The sequence below is a fragment of the Bacillus sp. AF62 genome (assembly GCF_050312695.1).
Classification (GTDB): domain Bacteria; phylum Bacillota; class Bacilli; order Bacillales; family Bacillaceae_G; genus Bacillus_A; species Bacillus_A cereus.
Genome location: NZ_JBNPJZ010000058.1, coordinates 218,384 through 239,321, shown reverse-complemented (window position 1 = coordinate 239,321; position 20,938 = coordinate 218,384). Strand labels below are relative to the sequence as shown.

The following is a 20,938-nucleotide window of genomic DNA, read 5'->3' as shown; positions in this document are numbered from 1 at the left end:
CTGCGCTTTTTTATCGTAATTCAGCGGTTTTTCTAATGACAATCTTATCAATATCATCTTCTTCATCACCAATAAATAATCCGCGTTCTTTTAAATATGCTTCAAAATATAAATCTGCTTCAGCGCGTTCGTCATATGGCTTTACAGAGAGAACGAAACCTAATTTGTTTTGTTCTTCTAAGTGAGAAGTGGAGATGTAAGCCGGTACATTATGGCGTAAAAAGAGTTCTTTAACTGGAATAATCATATCTTTCATTAATTTCGTTAGCATACCCATTTCAAACTCGAAATTAAAGCGATCTATACTAGATAAATCAGCGAATACTACACCGATAAAACCTGTATTAAATACTTCTTGATATTCTACATCTTCATCATGGCCGCCATAAAAATTCTTTTCGATTAAATAATTTACAAAATAAGCAACGCCATCACTTTGTTCAAATGGTTTCGTTGAAAGAACAAAACCAATTTTCTTTTGTTTATGTAAATACACACATGACATGTATGCTGAAATGTTATGTTCTTTAAATAAAGCACTTGTTGCTCCAGAGAGACCATCTAGTACGTGATGAACAATTTGAAGTTTTTTACGAGCGAAATAATAGGATTTCTTTTGTAACTCCAATGTATCAATAAAGACAGAGCCGATAAAGCCTGTATTTGAAATAATAGGTGCTTGCTTTTTTCTTCCTCTGCGCTTTAATGGAGCCATTGTTAAAATCATCCCTTCATGTACGTTTAAAACAAAAAGAACATTTGTTCGTATATTTATATTTTACTATTAAAACGCTATAAAGTAAAGGGTTTTTGATGAAAATATAACAAAAAAGACACCTTATAAAAGGTGCCTTAAACGCTGTAAGGAATAGGGTTTACCCTAACTATTTATATTATGATACAGAAACAATCTCTTCTGTATCTTCTACATCTAAATGACAGTCCATAGTACGAACATCTTGATCTTCATGACTTCCGAAATAAATAGTAATTTTCATATGTATCGCTCCTTTATTCTAGGAATACCTAAAATAATTACTAGTAATGTTAATATTTATTATATACCACTTTTTTCATTCCGACAACGTTATATCATTTTTAATTATTTTAAACTATAGAGCACAATTTAAAGAGGTACTTTTTATAGAAAATGGTAAATTTCTAATATGTTATATTTAATATAGAAAAATTCGAGTGTTACTTTTTATGAAAAGGAGAACTATTGATGAATTATAAACAACAACTACTAGATAACTTTGCATTTAAAACTTCATATATTGCACAATTTGTGCCCGGAATGAGTATAAAAAAAACGAAAGATTATATTGCTGTTGATTGTGGATTACCTGCCGATACATTTAATATCATCACTCTACTAAACAATAATTTAACGGAAGGGATTGAGAAATTATATAAAGAGGTAGAATACTATTATCAAAGAAATTTTCCAATGAGTGTTTGGTTATGGGATGAGGAGCAAGAGCGGGATATAAAAAGTGAGTTAATTAAAATCGGTTTAAAAGAAGTGGAACAGAATATTGCGATGGTAGCAGACTTAAAAACAATTTCCCCAACAATAAACATGCCAGTAAGTTTTACTATTCAACAAGCATCTTCACCTGGACAAATAAATAAATTTGGAGAAACGTTAGCTGATCTATTCGGCGCATCAGAAGAAGGTATACATGTACAAGCATTCTATAATCAAATTTCTAATCTTGATATATGTAACAGTGAGAATCTGAAATTATTTTTAGGGTTATATGAAGGTGAAGTCGTAACTGTTGGTTCATTGATATGTTCAAAAGATAGTATTGGTATTTATGACATAGCAACTAAAGAAGGAATGAGAGGACGAGGGTTCGGATCTGCTATGTTCAATTTCCTGCTGCAAGAAGCACATAAATTTAAAAATACGTATTGTGTATTACAAGCTTCACCCGATGGAATCAATATTTATAAAAAATCGGGATTTCAAGCTATCGGCAAAATGACTGTATTGGAAAATCGACATTTAATTGAGTAAATCATTCAAGTTAAATCGTCTTTATATAGGAGCTTATAAATCGTTATGAAAAAGATATATCTCGTTACAATAATTTGTACCTTTATAGTAATAAGTATCTTTGTTTTTCAGAAAATAAATGAACATAAGTATACTAAAGCTATTAATCAATCAAATCATATAAAAAATATCGCACATAGAGGTGCTTCTGCATATGCGCCTGAACATACAATAGCAGCATATCAATTAGGCCAACAAATGAATGGAGATTATATAGAAATCGATCTTCAAATGACAAAAGATGGACATATAGTGGCTATGCATGATGAAACCTTAAACCGTACAACAAATGGTACAGGGCTAGTGAAAGAGCATACATTAGAAGAAATAAAGCAACTAAATGCAGGTTCTTTTTTTAATGAAAAATATCCGAACTTAGCAAAGAAAGAATTTGAAAATGCAAAAGTCCCAACATTAACAGAAATTATTGAAACGTTTGGGCATAACGCGAACTATTATATCGAAACAAAAACACCTGATGAATATCCAGGAATGGAAGAAAAATTATTAGAAATTATTAATCACTACGAAATACAGGATAAAGTTATTATTCAATCGTTTAGTGAAGAAAGTCTACAAAAGATTCATAGCTTAAATAGTAATATATCCATAGTACAATTATTACCTTATAAAAAAGCAGTTCAATTAACAAAATTAGAGATAGAAAAGTATAAAATGTACTGCATAGGTCTTGGTATGAATTACAAATATATTGATTCAGATTATGTAAATAAAATAAAGAAAAACGGATTAGAAGTTCATCCATTTACAGTAGATAATGAAAAAGATATGAAAAAGTTACTTTCATGGGGAGTCGATGGGATGTTTACTAATTATCCGGATTGTTTACATTCAATATTATTGGATTTGAAAAGTCATGAATAAGAAGTGTTATTCATAAAGGAAAAATTTACACAACCTGTAAAGAAGGCATGTAGCATATAAAAAGAAAATACCAAAAACCGCAACTGGAAGACTTAGGTTGTGGTTTTTTTATTACTTCGATTTCAACTTACAAAGTTTGAAGCTAGAAGTGAAAACCTTTTTAGCTGAATTGGCTTCCTATGTATTTGTACTTCGTATCGTTCTAGGTATATGTACAACCCGTGAGACGAGTTTTGCATAGGATAATAGAAAAGGAGATGTTGCATATTGAAATACCACAATAGAAATGTAAGTAATCTGAATAAATTAGCGGATAATACGAAAGCTGCAGCTTTTAAGTGGTATCAGTACTGTATCGACAATGGAATTGAAGTATTAATTTATGAAACAATCCGTACGGTCGAGCAACAACGTGAATATGTTCGTAAAGGAGCATCACAAACGATGCGCTCATATCACTTAGTAGGACAGGCATTAGATTTTGTTCCAATTCAGTCGAATGGTACAGAAGATTGGAATGGCTATAATAAAGAACCGTGGGCATCAGCAATTCGTTATGCTAAACAAATTGGCTTTGAATGGGGCGGTGACTGGAAAGGATTTGTGGATAGCCCGCATTTGCAATATAACTACAAAGGATATGGAACGGATACTTTTGGAAAAGGTGCTCAAAACGTAGTGACTCCTCCCCCGTCGAATGATAGTGTAGGGATTGCTTATATTAACGGTAGTAATGTAAATTTACGAAAAGGACCTGGTACTGGATATGGCGTTATTCGTCAATTAGGGAAAGGAGAGTCCTACAAAGTATTTGGACAAACAAATGGTTGGTTAAATCTAGGTGGCGATCAGTGGGTTTATAACGATCCATCATACATCCGTTATACGGGAGGAAATGTACCAGCAACTTCACAATCATCAAACGATGGTGTAGGTGTAGTTACTATAATCGCTGATGTATTGCGTGTTCGTACCGGCCCTGGAACAAATTACGGCATTGTGAAAAACGTGTATAAAGGTGAAAAATATCAATCGTTTGGATATAAAGATGGTTGGTATAATGTTGGTGGAAATCAATGGGTTTCTGGTGAATATGTTACGTTTGTAAAGTAAAAATAAGAGCCGTCCTGTTGGGCGGCATTTTATTTTAAATATTCATAGGACGAGCATTCATAATATTATTTGTAATACATAGAGTATAATTTTTCATTCTAATAATCAGAAAGTAATCAAAATGTAATTAATTTCAACTACGCTTTTTATATTTTTTTGATACACTGGCTACGAGGGGGATACCAATTAAGGTGGGTAAAAACCAAAACCATATTGGCGGAAGTAAATTTAAAATGGGAATATGGATGCCGATATTTACTAAAAGTGCGGTGACTGCACCAATATAAGAACCTAGCATACCTCTAATGTGGTGATGGAGCCAATTTTTCCAACGTTTTTTTCGTGCAAGGTATCCATAAATCGCAAATGAATAAGAGAAGATTGCTACATAAAATAAATATGCGATTTTATCCCAGTTGATAATGGATAATATTATTGCCGTAAGGGTAATGACAACATAGGATGCATGATATATTTCGCCCCATTCGGTATGTTTTCCTTTCTTCTTTTGGGCAACCATCGCTACAATACCAGTGATTAAGCATATTGTTCCAAATAGGATGTGTATGGTTAAAAGAATGTTAAAAATGCTCATAATAATTCCTCCTTTTTTATTTTTATAGTATTGCAGTATAGGAGAAAAGTTGAAAAATATAGTTAGTTCGGCTTAATATATTGAAATAAAGGTACTCCTAGAACAAAATCCAATGATTGAACTATTTTCTCAAATTTAGTGAGCTGATTATTATGTTAAATGAAGGAGAGACTTCTATGTTTACATCTATTACATATTTACAATCGGGCAATGACAAGCAACAAAAAATATATGATGTTTTGAATAGCCTAAATATAATGGAGGATTTAGCTTTATATGATCCCGTTCTTTGCGGGACAATCCCGATAAGAATTGATACTCCTCAATCTGACTTAGATATAGTAATGGAAGTATATAACTTTGATGTTTTTGAGCAGGAAATGAGATCTTTATATGGTTCTTATGGAGGGTTCAACATTAAAAAGAAAAAAATTAAAGGTACTGAATCGATAAAGGTGAATTTTGAATTCGAAGGTTTTGAATTTGAATTATTTGCTCAACCGAAGCCAGTGCGTAATCAAAATGCATATAGACATATGATAGTGGAGCACATGTTATTAATGCAGCATCCCCATATAAGGGAAGAAGTTATTCACTTAAAGGAACAAGGTTTAAAAACAGAACCTGCTTTTGCTCAAGTATTAAATATTGACGGAGATCCTTATGAAGAACTTATTATGTTGGGGCAGGAAATGCGGTTGTGGTAAATAAGATACGTAAAAAAATCCTCCAAAAACAAAAGAGGATTTTTTTATGCCGTTAACTTCCGAATTAATTCACTGAGCAATTTAATTCCGTTAGTCATTTGTTCTGGAGTAGCATATCCATATGATAAACGAATGTACTGATCTGATTCTTCTTCATAAATACGTCCCGGGTTTAAAAGAATTCCTTTTGATAGTGCCTCTGAAAATAGTTTTTTCATCGGAATGTTATGTACAACCTTTAGCCATATAAAAAATCCACCACTAGGAATATCCCATGATGCAATATCTGCACAATATTTATTTAAAGCTCGTATCATTATTTGTCTTCGTTCTTTCAGGTGCATTCTTACGTTTGCTACATGTTCTTCATAAAAACCTTCATTTATCCATTCAGCAGCTACTCTTTGAGATAAAGAGCTGGATCCATAGTCTGTTTGCATTTTTATATCTGACAATCTATCAATAACAGGTTCTGGTCCGATTATCCATCCAATTCTAAGTCCTGGGCTAAGTGTTTTAGAGAGACTACTAATATATAATACATGTCCATGTTTATCCATCGACTTTAAAGGAGCTGGAGGTGATTCATCAAGCCATAACTCTCGGTAAATATCATCCTCGATGATAGGCAATTGCTCTTTTTCACATATTTTTAATATTTCTTTTCTTCGCTCTTTGGACATCAATATCCCCGTTGGATTTTGAAAACAAGGGATTGAATATAAAATATTATTCTTTTGACTATATTTAATTCGTTTTAATAAGTCGTTAGGTAAAATACCGTGATGATCCATTGATATACCGGATAAATTTATATTTGCTGATTGAAAAACATGAAGTGAATATAGGTAAGAAGGTTGTTCAAGTAAAACAGTTGATTTTCTATGTAAAAGACCAATTGATATTAATTGTAATGCTTGGAGTGCACCAGAGACTATTAATATAGAACCCGGTGATGCATGTATTCCAAATGATTTTACGTATTTGCTTATTGCTTCACGTAACGGATAAAAACCTTTTTGTTCTTCGTATCCGAAATAATCTAATTCCTCACTGACGTTTTTAATTATAGATTGCATAGTTTCGAGCGGGAAAAGGTGAGGTGCAAGTTCACCTTTACTAAGATGGATAAGCGTTTTATTTGCTTCTGCTTCATTTATTTCTCGCACCATTAACTTACTTGGTTTATGAATACCGGCCTTTACATATTCACTCCAATCGGGCGGGGGATTAGTTGCTAATAATGACCATGTATTATTTGTTACAATTGTTCCTGCTCCGATTTGTCCTTGAATTAAACCATCTGCCATAAGTTCATCTAGTGCAGTTATTACAGTACTTCGATTTACATGAAATAATTTTGCTAACTGCCGCTGACTAGGGATTTTACTTCCAATTGGCCATTCTCCGTTTTCAATTTTTTCTTTCATATAGTCTATTATCTGCCGATATTTGGGCACTTTTTTATCGGTTGTCATATAAAAAACTCCTTCGTTTATTTAAAAGATTCAAAGTGGTTGGTTTTTCCGATAAATAACTGGTTGAAGACATTGTATCAACTATTAAATATGATGAAAAGAAATAATTGGTAATTTAAAAATGGTTGGTTTTTTAGGGAAGGAGAGAAAATATGCATAATAAAAAATGGGATTTACGCATTATATGTGCTCACGCTTTTACAATTCTTATATGGGGAACTGCTTTTCCAGCAATTCGTATGGGGCTTGAATCTTATACGCCTGAACACCTTACTTTACTACGCTTATTAATCGCTTCATTTATACTTTTGTTATTTTCATTTATATACAAACTACGATTACCGGATTTAAAGGATATCCCAGCAATTTTTATATTTGGTGCTTTAGGGTTTACTATTTATCACATCGCATTAAACTACGGCGAAAAAACAGTAAATGCTGGATCTGCAAGTTTAATAATTTCAGTCACTCCAATAGTGACGGCAATTCTTGCTTCTGTTTTTTTGAATGACAAAATGAAATTAAATGGTTGGCTTGGTGGTGTAATTAGTTTTGCAGGAATTGCCTTAATTTCATTTAGCCAGGGCGATGCTATTCAATTGAATAGCGGGGGATTATTTATATTATTAGCGGCGATTTCAGAAAGTCTATTTTTCGTTTTCCAAACATCTTACTTAAAAAAATACGGCTTCTTACCATTTACCATATATACAATTTTGTCTAGTACTGTATGTATGCTTATTTTCTTACCCGGAGTTTATCAAGAAGTACTAGCAGCTCCTCTTGAAGTTAACTTGAGCGTTATATATTTAGGTGTCTTTCCAACAGTACTCCCGTATATTGCATTGGCCTATATTATATCTCGTGCTGGTGCTTCTGAAGCAACAAGTTCTCTATATTTAACGCCAATAACTGCGTGTTTCATTGCTTGGATATGGTTAGGAGAAGTGCCAACTTTAGTTTCGATAATTGGCGGAGGAATTACTATACTTGGAATTGTGATTGCTCATATACCAGTATTAAGAAAAGAAAAACATAGGAATTTAGCAAATAATCAATCCGTATAATGTAATTCAATAATAATTTTATGATACTTTTTTATATAGTTTCTTTCTTATGTTGATAAATATAATATTTTGTATTTCAGTTAAATATTGTATGTTACATTTTATGTAGTAAGCATTTTAAAAGGAGCTGACAACATAATGAATGGAAAAAGAAAAATTTTCACATGTATTTCTATTGTAGGAATCGGACTAGCTAGTTTTTCTAATTCTAGTTTCGCAGCAAGTGTAACGGAAAATTCAATACAAAATTCTATTCCCGTAGTTAATCAACAAGTAGCTGCTGCAAAGGAGATGAAACCATTTCCCCAGCAAGTTAATTATGCAGGTGTTATAAAACCGAATCATGTTACACAGGAAAGTTTAAATGCTTCTGTAAGAAGTTACTATGATAATTGGAAAAAGAAATATTTGAAAAATGATTTATCTTCTTTACCTGGTGGTTATTATGTAAAAGGAGAGATTACAGGTGATGCTGATGGGTTTAAGCCACTTGGAACTTCAGAAGGTCAAGGGTATGGGATGATAATTACAGTATTAATGGCTGGTTATGATTCGAATGCTCAAAAAATCTATGACGGTTTATTTAAAACAGCAAGAACTTTTAAAAGCTCTCAAAATCCTAATTTAATGGGATGGGTTGTCGCAGATAGTAAAAAAGCACAAGGTCATTTTGATTCTGCTACTGATGGGGATTTAGATATTGCGTATTCTCTTCTTCTTGCTCATAAGCAGTGGGGATCTAATGGAACAGTTAATTATTTGAAAGAAGCACAAGACATGATTACAAAAGGTATTAAAGCTAGTAATGTTACAAATAATAACCGACTAAATTTAGGAGATTGGGATTCTAAAAGTTCACTTGATACGAGACCATCTGATTGGATGATGTCACACCTTAGAGCATTTTATGAATTTACAGGTGATAAAACTTGGCTTACTGTTATTAATAATTTGTACGATGTTTATACGCAATTTAGTAATAAGTACTCTCCAAATACAGGACTTATTTCAGATTTCGTTGTAAAAAACCCACCACAACCCGCACCTAAAGACTTCTTAGATGAGTCAGAATATACAAATGCATATTATTATAATGCTAGTCGAGTACCTTTAAGAATTGTAATGGACTATGCGATGTACGGCGAGAAGCGAAGTAAAGTCATTTCTGATAAAGTCTCTTCATGGATTCAAAATAAAACGAATGGAAATCCTTCTAAAATTGTGGATGGTTATCAATTAAATGGATCCAATATTGGTAGTTATCCAACTGCTGTATTTGTTTCACCGTTTATTGTTGCAAGTATAACGAGTAGCAATAATCAAAAGTGGGTAAATAGTGGTTGGGATTGGATGAAGAATAAGAGAGAAAGTTATTTTAGTGATAGTTATAATTTATTAACTATGTTATTTATTACAGGAAATTGGTGGAAGCCTGCACCTGATGATAAAAAAACACAAAATCTAATAAATGATGCAATTTATGAAGGATACGATAATTAATTAAATTTGAGAATGGTTACTGAAGAAAGGAATTAGCATTCGCTAGTTCCTTTTTAATGTTTTGTAAAACATTATCCATTCTAAAATTCGCATAGATATACTTGCTTTTTTCATATACATAGTTATTGATGACTCTATGTTTTTATGAAGGGAGAGTATTTCTTGGAAAAAGTATTATTTTTCGGAGACCCAGGTATTGATGACTCATTTGCCATTATGTATGGTTTACTGCATCCCGAAATTGAAATTGTCGGTATTGTAACCGGATACGGAAATGTTGAGCATATACATGCTGCACATAATGCAGCGTATATTTTACAGTTAGCAAATAGACAAGACATTCCTGTCATTAGTGGTGCAACAAAACCACTGACAGAAGAAATCACTACGTACTATCCTGAAATTCACGGAGCAGAAGGATTAGGGCCCATCCATGTTCCAGGAAATATATTATCTATTCCAATATATAATTTCGGCAGTATTGCTGCGATTCTTATAAAGTACGGAAAAGATTTAACGATTGTTGATGTAGGAAGATCTACCTCGTTAGCAATTGCTTTTAATTTATGGAATGATTTAATGCTAAATGTAAAAGGAATCTATTTCATGGGTGGTGTTTTTTTAGAAGTAGGAAACGTTACGCCATTAGCAGAGGCAAACGTGTATGGAGATCCGATAGCAAGTAAAATTGTTTTCCATCAAGCAAAGAATTTATTAATATTCCCTTTAAATGTAACAAACAAAGCTGTGTTAACACCAAATGTATTTAACTATATTCAAGCTAATGCAAAGAATCCATTTCATATGATAATGAAACCAATGTATGACTACTATCTATCCGCATACCAAAAACTTAATCCATCTATGGAAGGACCTTTGCTACATGATGTGGTTGCAATAAGTGGATTAGTAAATCCAAGTTTTTTTGAATTTGTGCATCGTACAGTAAATGTAGATACATACGGAGATACGAAAGGACAAACATTTGCTGATTTTCGCCCTAACTCTAAATCTGAAGGAGCCCGTATAGCTTTAGAAATAGATGCAGAAAAATTCATTCAAGATTTTATAAAAATTATGTTATAAGTTGCTGTCGAAAAAGGGAATTATTTCAATGCGTTGAATATAAAAATACATCCTCTAGATAAAGGAGCTTACAATATTGAATGTCCAGTTAAAGGTTGTTACGAGAGACAATTGGGAAGATGCATTAAAGTTACAAGTTAAAGAAGATCAAAGAAAATTTGTCCCCGCTGTAGCAGTTTCACTTGCTAAAGTATATATAAAACCAGATGGTGACAATGTAGAGTACATACCATTCGCTATATACGATGGTGACCTTATGGTTGGTTTTGTTATGCATGCTGTTGTAATAGAGACATCGGATATGTATTGGATTAACGGATTTATTATTGATCAATCGCAACAAGGTAATGGTTATGGAAAAGCAGCATTACAAGAAAGTATTAATATAATAAAAAATACGTTTAAGGCGTGTAAAGAAATTAGATTAACCGTACATAAAGATAATATCTCTGCAAAGAAATTATATGAACGATATGGTTTCATATCATTAGGACAGGAGTATGATGGTGAGCAAGTATATCGTTTATTTGTTTAACTATTAGGAAGTAAAGGTGTGAAATGAAATATGCAATTTACTGAAGTGAAAATTGAAGTGTTCATTCCTGAAGAATATATTGAAACATTAAGGGATGAATTAAATAAAATTGGAGCATGTAAAACGGGCGAATATGACCATTGTCTTTCCTATAGTTCAGTGAAAGGATATTGGAGACCTTTAGAAGAGGCATCTCCTTTTAATGGAGAAATTGGTCAAATATGCGAAGGACAAGAATGTAAAGTTGAAATAAAGTGTAAACGAGAACTTGTAAAAGATGTTCTTGAAGTTATTAATGATATTCATCCGTATGAAACACCTATGATTTATATTATACCAATACTAAATGACTATTTTGAGAAACTATACATTAAATAACTAGGAGGAATATCAATTGAAAAGTAAATTTCATCATATTGTACGAGCAGTCATGATAAAAGATGAAAAATTATTAGTTGCTGAATATATCGGCCATCATTATTTTTTACCTGGTGGCCATGTTGAAATTGGAGAATCAGCAGAGAATGCATTAAAAAGAGAGTTAAGAGAAGAACTTGGAGTAAACTGTAGTATACAACAATTTTTAGGCGTCATAGAAAATCAATGGCAAGATAAAGAAGTTCTTCATCATGAAATTAACCACATTTTTGAAGTAGAGTCACAAGATTTACATACGGACTTAACACCGAAATCTAGCGAGTCTCATTTAGCATTTCACTGGATAGCTTATAATAAAGAAGCCTTAAATCATTATGAAATCATGCCAATGCCTTTAGTAAAGGAATTACTAGAAAGTAAGTTAAATGATGAACTCCTAAATTGTTGGATTAGTAATTTTTAAATCACTTTATTTATAGTAAATACGTCCATCGAATGAATATAAAGAAAATAGGCTGAAAAACAAGGTACATCACCTAGTGTAAGTTCATATTTTGTTGATGTACGCATTTAGTCTATAGTCTTGTTTCTACTTTGTTTAAAAGAATTTATTAACTTTAATGTTTGGACGGAATTTACATTTATAAATGGAGGGTTTCATAATGAATCAGTTTCAACAAGAACTACAATCATTAAACCTTAATGATTATCAAACTGGCAATGTTGTGTATTGGGATCAACAACAAAGTCAATATCCATACTATTACATTCAAGACGATGCACGTCGTTGCGGCGGATGTGGCGGTAGATGTGGTGGTTGTGCAGGTCGTTGCGGCGGATGTATAGGATGCGCAGGATGTTTCAGTTGCTTTAATTGCTGGAACTGGTGGATTATTTAAGTATAGAAAATCCAAGTTATTTTATATGAAAGAAAGGTGTAAAAACTATTTTGCACTTTTCTTTCATGCTGTAATTTTGATGTGTATTAAGGGGGATTTATTTGTATACATATGATAAGTTGATTTCTTGGGTAGAGGATATAAAAGAAAAAAATCATAGTTCTGCTACAGCACTTTGTATTATAAAAGATAATAAAATCGTACTAGAGCATTATAGTGGTTATCACTCAAATACATCTACAACCAAGAGATTAACAGCATCTTCACAATTTAACGTTGCTTCTGCTAGAAAAAGTTATTTAGGATTAATGATAGCGTATGCGCTTTATGAGGGGAAAATAAACTCTATTGATGATGAAGCGATAAAATATTTTAAAGACTTTGATCCTGCATTGCTTAGTAAAACGACGATAAGACATTTAGTAACACATTCGCACGGATTAGAAGAAACGAATGACAGGACAATTTTTCGTGAATTTGCACCGGGACAATCATGGGCGTATAGAGATATTAATGTAAGAATGATGACACGTCTTATTTATCAGCTATATAACAAAAGTTTTCCTGAATTGTTAAAGGAGCGTGTGTTTAAACCTGCTAATTTTCAAGAAACAGGTTGGAGAGTTCAGCGAGATGAAAATTTAGTTGACGTTGTTAATAATCCAAATGAAGACGCAATTAGTGAAATTGGTACGGTAGATGACGGTACTGAAAAAAATTTGTTTGTCTCAGCTAGAGAATTTGCGCAGTGGGGCAATCTTCATTTAAATCAAGGTGGGATAGATGGTAAACAAATTGTTCCAAAAGAAGTTATAAAAATCGCTACGAGTTTGCAGAGTCCAACATATATAAACAAAGAGCTACCACAAAATGGATTGTTTTGGTTCATCCAAAATGAGCCTGCGCAATTAAGCGAACTTGGTGAACGTGTTCCAAAAGGGTCATATCAAATATTAGGGATTACTGGACCGACCATTTTAGTAATACCTGAATATAATGTAGTTGTTGCAAAAATGTATAATAAAAGATATAACTACGGTGGTGATAATTACTTATATTATTTACGTGAATTTAGTAATTTAGTCGCTGATACATTTAGTACCGGTAATAGGGCATAATTACTCCTATAACAAAAAGGAGTGATTGAAAATGAAAGATAAAGTGAACAAAAATAAAAAGCAAAATATAAAAGATGTAAATACAGAGCAAAATGCAATTTATAGCGATCCTAAAGATGCAGCTAATATGCAAACTGTACCGCAGCCGAAAGATTTTGATGAAATCGAATATTAATTTTTCATCCGACTATATGATGAATGAAAAATACGTCTTAAGTCTCATAACATTTAAGAAATTATTTGATAACATATATACATAAGCATTTGAAAATGTCTTATCTTAACAAAGCTTTCTTTAGAAATATCTGATATAACCTGCAAAAGGCACTTCTTTATGAAGTGTCTTTTTGTGTATATGAACTTAATTACCATTTTCCGTACAGTATCTTGCAATTTATGATGGATATACTAACTGTGAAAATTCATGTCAAGATAAAAGAAGGGGACAGTTAGTATGAAACAAACTTCTATAAATCCGTTACTAATTGTTCTAGGTACAATCATTGTTCAAATTGGCCTTGGAACAATTTATACATGGAGTTTATTTAATCAACCCCTTGTAAGTAAGTTTGGATGGAATCTTAATTCAGTAGCGATAACTTTCTCCATAACTAGTTTTTCTTTATCATTCTCAACTTTATTTGCAGCCAAGTTGCAGAAAAAATTAGGACTTCGAAAACTTATTGCTACTGCAGGAATTGTTTTAGGACTCGGCTTAATACTTAGTTCACAAGTTTCTTCTTTACCACTATTATATTTATTAGCTGGTGTCGTTGTTGGTTATGCGGATGGAACAGCTTATATTACATCACTATCTAATTTAATTAAATGGTTTCCAAATCGGAAAGGGCTTATTTCAGGTATATCTGTATCAGCGTATGGAATGGGCAGCTTAATCTTTAGATATATAAACGGAAATCTTATCGATAAGCTTGGTGTATCACAAGCATTTTTATATTGGGGTATTATCGTGTTACTTTTAGTGTTAATCGGATCGTTCTTCTTACGTGAGGCAATTGTAAGTAATGCTGTAACTGAAACATTACACAATGACTATACTCCGCGTGAAATGATGCGAACGAAACAAGTATATCTGCTATTTTTTATGTTATTCACCTCGTGTATGGGTGGTTTGTATTTAATCAGTATGGTAAAAGATATCGGCGTACAACTTGTTGGACTTAGCGCAGCAACCGCTGCAAACGCCGTTGCTATGATTGCGATCTTTAATACAGTAGGTAGAATCATTCTTGGGACGTTATCAGATAAAATCGGCCGAATGAAAATTGTCTCTGCAACTTTTATTATTATAGGTTTGTCAGTCTTTACTTTAAGTTTTATTCCGCTAAATTACGAAATCTATTTTGCTTGTGTAGCAAGTGTCGCCTTTTGCTTCGGTGGTAATATAACTATATTCCCAGCTATTGTCGGAGATTTCTTTGGATTAAAAAACCATAGTACAAATTACGGGATTGTCTACCAAGGTTTTGGATTTGGTGCGCTTGCAGGATCATTTATTGGAGCGATACTCGGGGGATTTCAACCAACTTTCATTATAATCGGTGTTTTAAGTGTTATTTCCTTCATTATTTCAATATTAATCCGTCCACCAAATGTAGAAAAGAAAAAGGAACTAAAACATTTACATCGGAAAGTAGCTTAATTTTAAAAAGAGTCCTCATACTAGGGCTCTTTTTTATTCCATTAACTTTGCTTCTTTACTAACTCATTAAAGACAGGACAATATCATTTTAAAATTGAATAGATAAGTAAAAAGGAGCGTGACACTTAAAATGAAAATAGTACAGCAGTGGGTACAAGAAGATAGTGATTACATAAGAGAGAAAGTAATTGAATACAATCAAAAATATCTTGCAGGTGAAGAAAAAACACCTTCAGAAAAGGTTAGTTTCATAGTAAGAAATGAAAAAGAAGAAATAGTAGGTGGGGTAACAGCAATAACTTTTAGGCACCATATACACGTTGACTTTCTATGGGTTTCTGAAGAATATAGGCATGAAGGTTACGGAAGCAAGTTAATAAAGCTTATTGAAGAGTTTGCAATTGAAAAAGAGTGCAGGTTAATCAATTTAGATACTTTTAGTTTTCAGGCACCTGATTTTTATAAGAAGCATGGATATAAAGTAATCGGAGTAAGTGAAGATCATCCGAAAGGACATAATCATTATTATTTAGAAAAACGGCTAAAAAGTATATAGAATTTGTTAACATTAGTATTTGGAATACACATGCAATAAGGGCGAGGTTATTATTAATTTCAGTATTAATTGAATCAATTTTTATTCTAAAACTGCAAGAACGTACTTTGGATAATCTTCCTAAGGTACGTTCTTTTTTTATATCAGTAGCCTATTCTTATTAATTCCACCAATACTGGTAAAGGCAAGACTTAACTAACTTATATATATTAAAAGGAGTTAATGGTAAAATGAATAGAAGACAGAAAATTCCTTTTATTAAAAATAGAGGAGGTACATATGAAAAAAGTAAATGTTACATATGCACTTTTATACGATAAAACAAACGAAAAGATCTTAATGGTAAAAAACAAAGGGGAAAATGGTTCTTATTATACATTACCAGGTGGCGCAGTTAAATTAGGAGAAACGTTAGAAGAAGCAGTAATTCGAGAAGTAAAAGAAGAAACAGGGTTACATATAAATGTAAACGGGATTTGTTCTATCAGCGAAGCCTTTTTTGAGGAAAGAGATCATTATTTTTTTAACGGAACAATCGTTCATCAATCTTCATAAAAATATTATCTCATGTAAGGCGGGGAAAACATGGAGTTTATCGTTAATTACAAACAATTCACTCAAGCACTTTCAGAAGTAAGTAAAGCAATATCAACAAAATCTTTAATTCCTATATTATCTGGTATAAAAATAACTGCAGATCAATCTGGAATTACTTTAATCGCAAGTAACTCGAATATTTTTATCGAAAAATTCATTCCTGTTTCAATTGAAGACGAAAAGATTGCAACTATTTTAAAGGCAGGAACTATTGTTGTACCTGCAAAGTATTTCATTGAAATAATAAAGAAAATGCCAAGTGATATAGCAATAAAAAGTAAGAATGAGCAATTAATTACGATACAATCAGAAGAAATCACATTAAGTTTAAATGGATTTCCTGCAGATGAGTTTCCGAATGTACCGCTTATAGACAATCATGCAGAAATCAAAGTAGAGACAGAGCAATTGATTGAAGTATTTAAACAAACAGTCTTTGCGGTAGCGAAAAATGAATCTAGACCTGTTCTTACTGGGGTGCATATAGAGTTATCTAATAATAAGTTAATTTGTGCTGCAACTGACTCACATAGACTAGCGATACGTGAAACATTGCTTTCCTCAGATGTAAAAGCAAATTGTATTGTACCAAGCGCAACCATTAGTGAACTTCTAAAATTAATGAACAGCAATTCAGAATTCGTATATATCTATCTTTCAGAGAGTCATATTATATTTACGCTCGGAACTACTACATTATATTCAAGACTAATCGAAGGTAAATATCCTAATATTTCTAATCTTATTCCGAACGACTTTAAAACGATTATTAACATAGATAGAAAAAAGATATTACAAGGTGTAGACCGATCAAGTTTATTAGCAAGTGAATGGGCCAATAACAATGTTAACTTAGAAATCATAAACGAATCTACAATTAAAATTTCTTCAAACGCTTCTCAAATTGGGCAAATATCCGAAACGCAACAAATAGATGCGATTCAAGGTGAAAAACAATTAAATATATCTTTCGATGGGCGTTTTATGGTTGATGCTTTAAGAGCAATAAAAGAAGAAACGATTACTTTAAGCTTTGGTGGTTCTATGAGACCGATATTGATTGAAGCAGGAGAGCAATCTGCAGCAGTACATCTTATATCACTAGTAAGAGCTTATTAGGGATAGAGGAAGGGATTACATTAGGTACAAGCAGACTTTTGTTTTATGAAATCATAAATTAATACATTATAAGAATGATGTATTAGTATAGCAAACAGTTTACTAAATCCTACATAATATAATTCAATCATAGACAAAGCAGCAATGGTAATCTGAAATACAAAGCAAAATAATAATAACCTAAATATAAAAGCATAGATTAATCGATATGGGGTGAGTACGATGAAGAAAGTAATTGTTTTACTCATTGGTATAGTTTTAATTATTTTTGCTTTTTATCAATACAACAAAAAAGACTATGCAGCTAAAAGTACTAACTTGTATGTAGAAGACTTTAAAGGGGCAAATGATTCAATAAAAATACAATCTGCTATTAATAAAGCAGCGTCTAGTAAAATAAAAACCGTATTGCTTGATGATAAAAAGTATAAAATCACGTCACCAATCACTGTTAAAAAAGGTGTGAAATTATTATTTGGTTATGGATCACAATTTGTGGTTGAGGGAAACTTTAGAGTTCTAGAACTAGAGAAAAACGCATCCATTGAAGGAGCGTATATAGCTATTGACGATCCTAAATTTAACTCTGAAGTTATTTATTTAGACGGTAAAAATAAATATTATAACACTTGGAACAAAACACAAATAAAAGATATAAATATTATTAATTGGACGGAAACGAATAAAGGTACCGGAATTTCTTTATACTCTGCTGGAAAAGAAAATGAAATTTCGTTTGTTAACTTCGAAAACATTAAAATTGTAGGAATGGAAACCGGACTAAAATTAGTAGCGAAAAAACCGAGCACCGGACAAGCTTGGATAAATGCCAATCGTTTTATGAACTTTTCTTTAGAAGACTGTGTAAATATGATTTATATGGATAGTCAAGTAACTACGCCAAATGAAATTAGTGGAAATCAATTTACAAATCTTCAAATACAGCCTTCAAATAAAACAAAAAGCATTATACAGGTAAGTGGTCAGCATAATGAATTTCATGGAATGGTGTGGGATTTAAATAAAATAAAACATGAAAACGAACTCATTGAACTGACTGATAAGAGTATGAATACACTGGTTGAAATGTCCAGTGTACCAACAAATAGAGTTTTAGATAGTGGGAAATCCAATATAGTGAAATAAGTTTAAATACAGAAAAAAGAGCGAATTCTTTATAAGAGGATTCGCTCTTTTTATATTTTAAAATTAAATTTCCTTCCACCAAGCTGATGAAGGATAATTTGTAGATTTTAACGTAATAGATTCGCCAATTAGAGGCGTTGTAATTTTAACTCCTAAACGGTTAGCTTCTTTCGTAACACGTTCTATCGGGTCACTCCATTCGTGTAATGCTAACGTAAAAGCACCCCAATGAATCGGAAGAAGTAATTCTCCTTTAACATCAATATGAGCTTGTACCGTTTCTTCAGGCAACATATGAATCGCAGACCACCTCGGATCATATTGCCCGCATTCCATTAATGTAAGATCGAATGGACCGTATTTATCACCAATTTCCTTAAAGTGAGGGGCATAACCGCTATCACCACTAAAGAAAATTTTAGTCTCTTGACCAAGAATAAGCCATGAACACCATAATGAACGATCTCTATCTGTCATACCACGTCCAGAGAAATGCCTTGCAGGCGCACATACTAACTTAATATTATCAAACGTAATTTCGTCCCACCAATTATGCTCACTAATTTTACTAGGTGAAACACCCCATTTAATAAGATATTGTGCAACTCCAGTTGGAACATAAAAGTGTTTTGCGCGACCTTTTAACTGCATAATACTTTTGTAATTCAAATGATCATAGTGATTATGAGAAATGATAATCGCATCAATTTCTTGAAGGTCATCACGTTCTAAAGAAAAAGCACCACTATAGCGTTTACTATTAAACAAAGGGAATGGGGAAGAGGCATCTCCAAGCATAGGGTCTAATAATAGTTTTTTACCTTCTATTTTCAAAAGAGAAGCAGAATGGCCAAACCATGTAACACTCTCTAACGATTCATTATCTTTATTTGATAAAACGATAGGCAAATCCTTTATAGGACGCAGCTTTGATTTTATTTTAAAGTAATCTGTCATTAAACTTATAATATCTTTCGGTTTAAAACTCATATCAGTATGAATTTGATTTGTATATTTCTTATTCATTCGTTCTCCTTTTTACGATTAACAATTTACGTATGTTGTTATTGTAGCTATTTTTAGTTTAAACTAAATTATTTTACCTTTCATCTAAAATGCCTTGTATTTCATAAATCCGTCAAATTCATTATTTGTATCTATAAAGTACAAATCGCACAGCAGCAGCTAAGACAAATATTAAGTACATGTAAATTGTTTTTATTTAGTAAATTCCTTCTTATACGTAACAAAGAACATATGTTTCGTTGTATGTTATAGAAGAAGATAAGTCTCAAATTATTAAAAGGAAGGAGAGGATGTAAGTGCAAATAGAAAGAAAAAAGAACTCAAAATGTAAACTATCAAAATCGGAAATAACGCAGCAATATGCAGAAGGGAAGAGTACTTCAGAAATAGCTACACTTGCTAATGTATCTGCAAGGTATATTCGTATGGTTTTATCAGACAGCAACGTTCCAAGGCGCGCTATAGGGAGTTGGAAGAGAAAGTATGACATAACAGAAAATTATTTTAAAACGTGGTCAAATAACATGGCTTATATTTTAGGGTTTATAGCAGCAGATGGTGTTATACAGAAAGAAAATCAATGTGTCAGTATATCTCAAAAAGAAAGTTATATTTTAGAAAATATAAAAAAAGAACTAAAAACAAACCAGCCACTTTATCAAAACAAAAAAACAGGCGTATACATGCTAAATATTAATAGCAAAACAATAAAAGACGACCTTATGAACATACACGGAATTATGCCATGTAAATCATTTAACATCGAATTTCCTTTTGTACCAGAAGAATATTTGCATCATTTTGTTCGTGGATATTTTGATGGGGATGGTTACGTCAAGTATGAAACTTATACAGTAAGCTTTGTAGGAGGATCATATAACTTTATGAATTCTTTAAATCAGGTACTACAAAATCATAATTTACCAGCCGATTTACTAAATCAAAATAAACATTATCGCGTCATTTTAACCGGAAGAAAACCAATACAACTATTTTCAAAGTGGATTTATAAAGACAAAGATATTTATCTGCATAGAAAATATGAAGAATTTCAGAAAGAAAGTCTAAGTCTAGATCAATTAAAAGATCGAAAGCTAAAAAGAACTCAAGCTGCTGTTAAGCAGAGAAAACAAAATTTCCTTAAGGAATATATGAAAAATAAATGTATCGCTAAAACTTGTTCCATTTTAGAAATAAAGGAACCAACTTTTAAAAGTTGGTTAAAAAATGATAATCAATTTAAAAAAGACTATGAAAGAATTCATTCATTATAAAAATGCAAGAAACCTTAGTATATCTATGCTAAGATTTTTAATTCGGGATTAAATTTGCGATTATTAGAGGACACTCATTTTCGTTTATAGAACTTAATAAATACATAGATTTTACAATGAATTTATTAGTA

22 protein-coding genes and 1 pseudogene are annotated in these 20,938 nt (G+C 32.0%); 19 read left to right on the top strand and 4 right to left on the bottom strand.

Annotated features, from left to right (window positions below; genetic code table 11):
• Window positions 1-10: 10 nt before the first annotated feature.
• Complete coding sequence (locus ACQRBL_RS13275; RefSeq protein WP_000035355.1) at window positions 11-715, bottom strand: hypothetical protein; 705 nt, start codon at window positions 713-715, stop codon at window positions 11-13.
• Between the two features lie 510 nt (window positions 716-1,225).
• On the opposite strand from ACQRBL_RS13275, the gene ACQRBL_RS13270 reads away from it, so the two are divergent.
• The 3 genes from ACQRBL_RS13270 to ACQRBL_RS13260 all read left to right on the top strand — a co-directional run bounded on the left by ACQRBL_RS13270 (window position 1,226) and on the right by ACQRBL_RS13260 (window position 4,063).
• Window positions 1,226-2,026, top strand: a complete 801-nt coding sequence (locus tag ACQRBL_RS13270) for a GNAT family N-acetyltransferase (RefSeq protein WP_411995539.1) — start codon at window positions 1,226-1,228, stop codon at window positions 2,024-2,026.
• Between the two features lie 45 nt (window positions 2,027-2,071).
• Window positions 2,072-2,950: a glycerophosphodiester phosphodiesterase gene (locus ACQRBL_RS13265; protein WP_023522091.1), complete on the top strand. Its 879-nt coding sequence runs from the start codon at window positions 2,072-2,074 to the stop codon at window positions 2,948-2,950.
• Between the two features lie 267 nt (window positions 2,951-3,217).
• On the top strand, window positions 3,218-4,063 hold the full coding sequence (locus ACQRBL_RS13260; protein ID WP_097966183.1) for an SH3 domain-containing protein: 846 nt from the start codon (window positions 3,218-3,220) through the stop codon (window positions 4,061-4,063).
• 133 nt (window positions 4,064-4,196) lie between these two features.
• On the opposite strand, the gene ACQRBL_RS13255 is transcribed toward ACQRBL_RS13260, so the two are convergent.
• A complete protein-coding gene (locus ACQRBL_RS13255; protein ID WP_053564312.1) occupies window positions 4,197-4,658 on the bottom strand; it encodes a DUF2306 domain-containing protein in 462 nt (153 codons plus the stop codon).
• Between the two features lie 176 nt (window positions 4,659-4,834).
• Here ACQRBL_RS13255 and ACQRBL_RS13250 point away from each other — a divergent pair, with 176 nt between their 5' ends.
• On the top strand, window positions 4,835-5,365 hold the full coding sequence (locus tag ACQRBL_RS13250; protein ID WP_097966181.1) for a DUF4269 domain-containing protein: 531 nt from the start codon (window positions 4,835-4,837) through the stop codon (window positions 5,363-5,365).
• A gap of 44 nt (window positions 5,366-5,409) precedes the next feature.
• Here ACQRBL_RS13250 and ACQRBL_RS13245 read toward each other — a convergent pair whose 3' ends face one another.
• A complete protein-coding gene (locus ACQRBL_RS13245; RefSeq protein WP_098377088.1) occupies window positions 5,410-6,843 on the bottom strand; it encodes a PLP-dependent aminotransferase family protein in 1,434 nt (477 codons plus the stop codon).
• Between the two features lie 152 nt (window positions 6,844-6,995).
• Between ACQRBL_RS13245 and ACQRBL_RS13240 the strand changes: the two genes are divergently transcribed.
• The 14 genes and pseudogenes from ACQRBL_RS13240 (at window position 6,996) to ACQRBL_RS13175 (ending at window position 18,507) form a co-directional block, all read left to right on the top strand.
• Window positions 6,996-7,910: a DMT family transporter gene (locus ACQRBL_RS13240; RefSeq protein WP_023522095.1), complete on the top strand. Its 915-nt coding sequence runs from the start codon at window positions 6,996-6,998 to the stop codon at window positions 7,908-7,910.
• A 138-nt stretch (window positions 7,911-8,048) separates the two neighbouring features.
• Complete coding sequence (locus ACQRBL_RS13235; protein WP_098377089.1) at window positions 8,049-9,410, top strand: glycosyl hydrolase family 8; 1,362 nt, start codon at window positions 8,049-8,051, stop codon at window positions 9,408-9,410.
• A gap of 162 nt (window positions 9,411-9,572) precedes the next feature.
• Window positions 9,573-10,496, top strand: coding sequence for a nucleoside hydrolase (locus tag ACQRBL_RS13230; RefSeq protein WP_088020203.1), 924 nt, complete (start codon window positions 9,573-9,575; stop codon window positions 10,494-10,496).
• A gap of 76 nt (window positions 10,497-10,572) precedes the next feature.
• On the top strand, window positions 10,573-11,031 hold the full coding sequence (locus ACQRBL_RS13225; RefSeq protein WP_001102673.1) for a GNAT family N-acetyltransferase: 459 nt from the start codon (window positions 10,573-10,575) through the stop codon (window positions 11,029-11,031).
• A gap of 30 nt (window positions 11,032-11,061) precedes the next feature.
• Window positions 11,062-11,409, top strand: a complete 348-nt coding sequence (gene cutA, locus ACQRBL_RS13220; protein ID WP_001160792.1) for a divalent cation tolerance protein CutA — start codon at window positions 11,062-11,064, stop codon at window positions 11,407-11,409.
• 16 nt (window positions 11,410-11,425) lie between these two features.
• Complete coding sequence (locus tag ACQRBL_RS13215) at window positions 11,426-11,872, top strand: NUDIX domain-containing protein (RefSeq protein ID WP_000836831.1); 447 nt, start codon at window positions 11,426-11,428, stop codon at window positions 11,870-11,872.
• 199 nt (window positions 11,873-12,071) lie between these two features.
• Window positions 12,072-12,308, top strand: a complete 237-nt coding sequence (locus tag ACQRBL_RS13210) for a heterocycloanthracin/sonorensin family bacteriocin (protein ID WP_127063985.1) — start codon at window positions 12,072-12,074, stop codon at window positions 12,306-12,308.
• A 101-nt stretch (window positions 12,309-12,409) separates the two neighbouring features.
• The gene (locus tag ACQRBL_RS13205) at window positions 12,410-13,426 is read left to right on the top strand and encodes a serine hydrolase domain-containing protein (protein ID WP_097966175.1); all 1,017 of its coding nucleotides are present in this window, start codon (window positions 12,410-12,412) and stop codon (window positions 13,424-13,426) included.
• Between the two features lie 31 nt (window positions 13,427-13,457).
• Window positions 13,458-13,601, top strand: coding sequence for a hypothetical protein (locus tag ACQRBL_RS13200; RefSeq protein WP_000653680.1), 144 nt, complete (start codon window positions 13,458-13,460; stop codon window positions 13,599-13,601).
• A gap of 279 nt (window positions 13,602-13,880) precedes the next feature.
• Window positions 13,881-15,089 carry an L-lactate MFS transporter gene (locus ACQRBL_RS13195; RefSeq protein ID WP_063547444.1) on the top strand — a complete coding sequence of 403 codons (1,209 nt, stop codon included), beginning with the start codon at window positions 13,881-13,883 and terminating at the stop codon, window positions 15,087-15,089.
• Window positions 15,090-15,219: 130 nt separating this feature from the next.
• The gene (locus ACQRBL_RS13190; protein WP_411995540.1) at window positions 15,220-15,645 is read left to right on the top strand and encodes a GNAT family N-acetyltransferase; all 426 of its coding nucleotides are present in this window, start codon (window positions 15,220-15,222) and stop codon (window positions 15,643-15,645) included.
• A gap of 279 nt (window positions 15,646-15,924) precedes the next feature.
• A pseudogene (locus ACQRBL_RS13185) lies at window positions 15,925-16,173 on the top strand (NUDIX hydrolase); the annotation flags it as partial.
• Between the two features lie 57 nt (window positions 16,174-16,230).
• The gene (gene dnaN / locus ACQRBL_RS13180) at window positions 16,231-17,361 is read left to right on the top strand and encodes a DNA polymerase III subunit beta (RefSeq protein WP_411995541.1); all 1,131 of its coding nucleotides are present in this window, start codon (window positions 16,231-16,233) and stop codon (window positions 17,359-17,361) included.
• A gap of 222 nt (window positions 17,362-17,583) precedes the next feature.
• Window positions 17,584-18,507, top strand: coding sequence for a hypothetical protein (locus ACQRBL_RS13175; protein ID WP_097983939.1), 924 nt, complete (start codon window positions 17,584-17,586; stop codon window positions 18,505-18,507).
• A gap of 63 nt (window positions 18,508-18,570) precedes the next feature.
• On the opposite strand, the gene ACQRBL_RS13170 is transcribed toward ACQRBL_RS13175, so the two are convergent.
• Window positions 18,571-19,533, bottom strand: coding sequence for an MBL fold metallo-hydrolase (locus tag ACQRBL_RS13170; protein ID WP_023522103.1), 963 nt, complete (start codon window positions 19,531-19,533; stop codon window positions 18,571-18,573).
• Window positions 19,534-19,829: 296 nt separating this feature from the next.
• Here ACQRBL_RS13170 and ACQRBL_RS13165 point away from each other — a divergent pair, with 296 nt between their 5' ends.
• A complete protein-coding gene (locus ACQRBL_RS13165; RefSeq protein ID WP_001165411.1) occupies window positions 19,830-20,807 on the top strand; it encodes an LAGLIDADG family homing endonuclease in 978 nt (325 codons plus the stop codon).
• Window positions 20,808-20,938 lie beyond the last annotated feature (131 nt).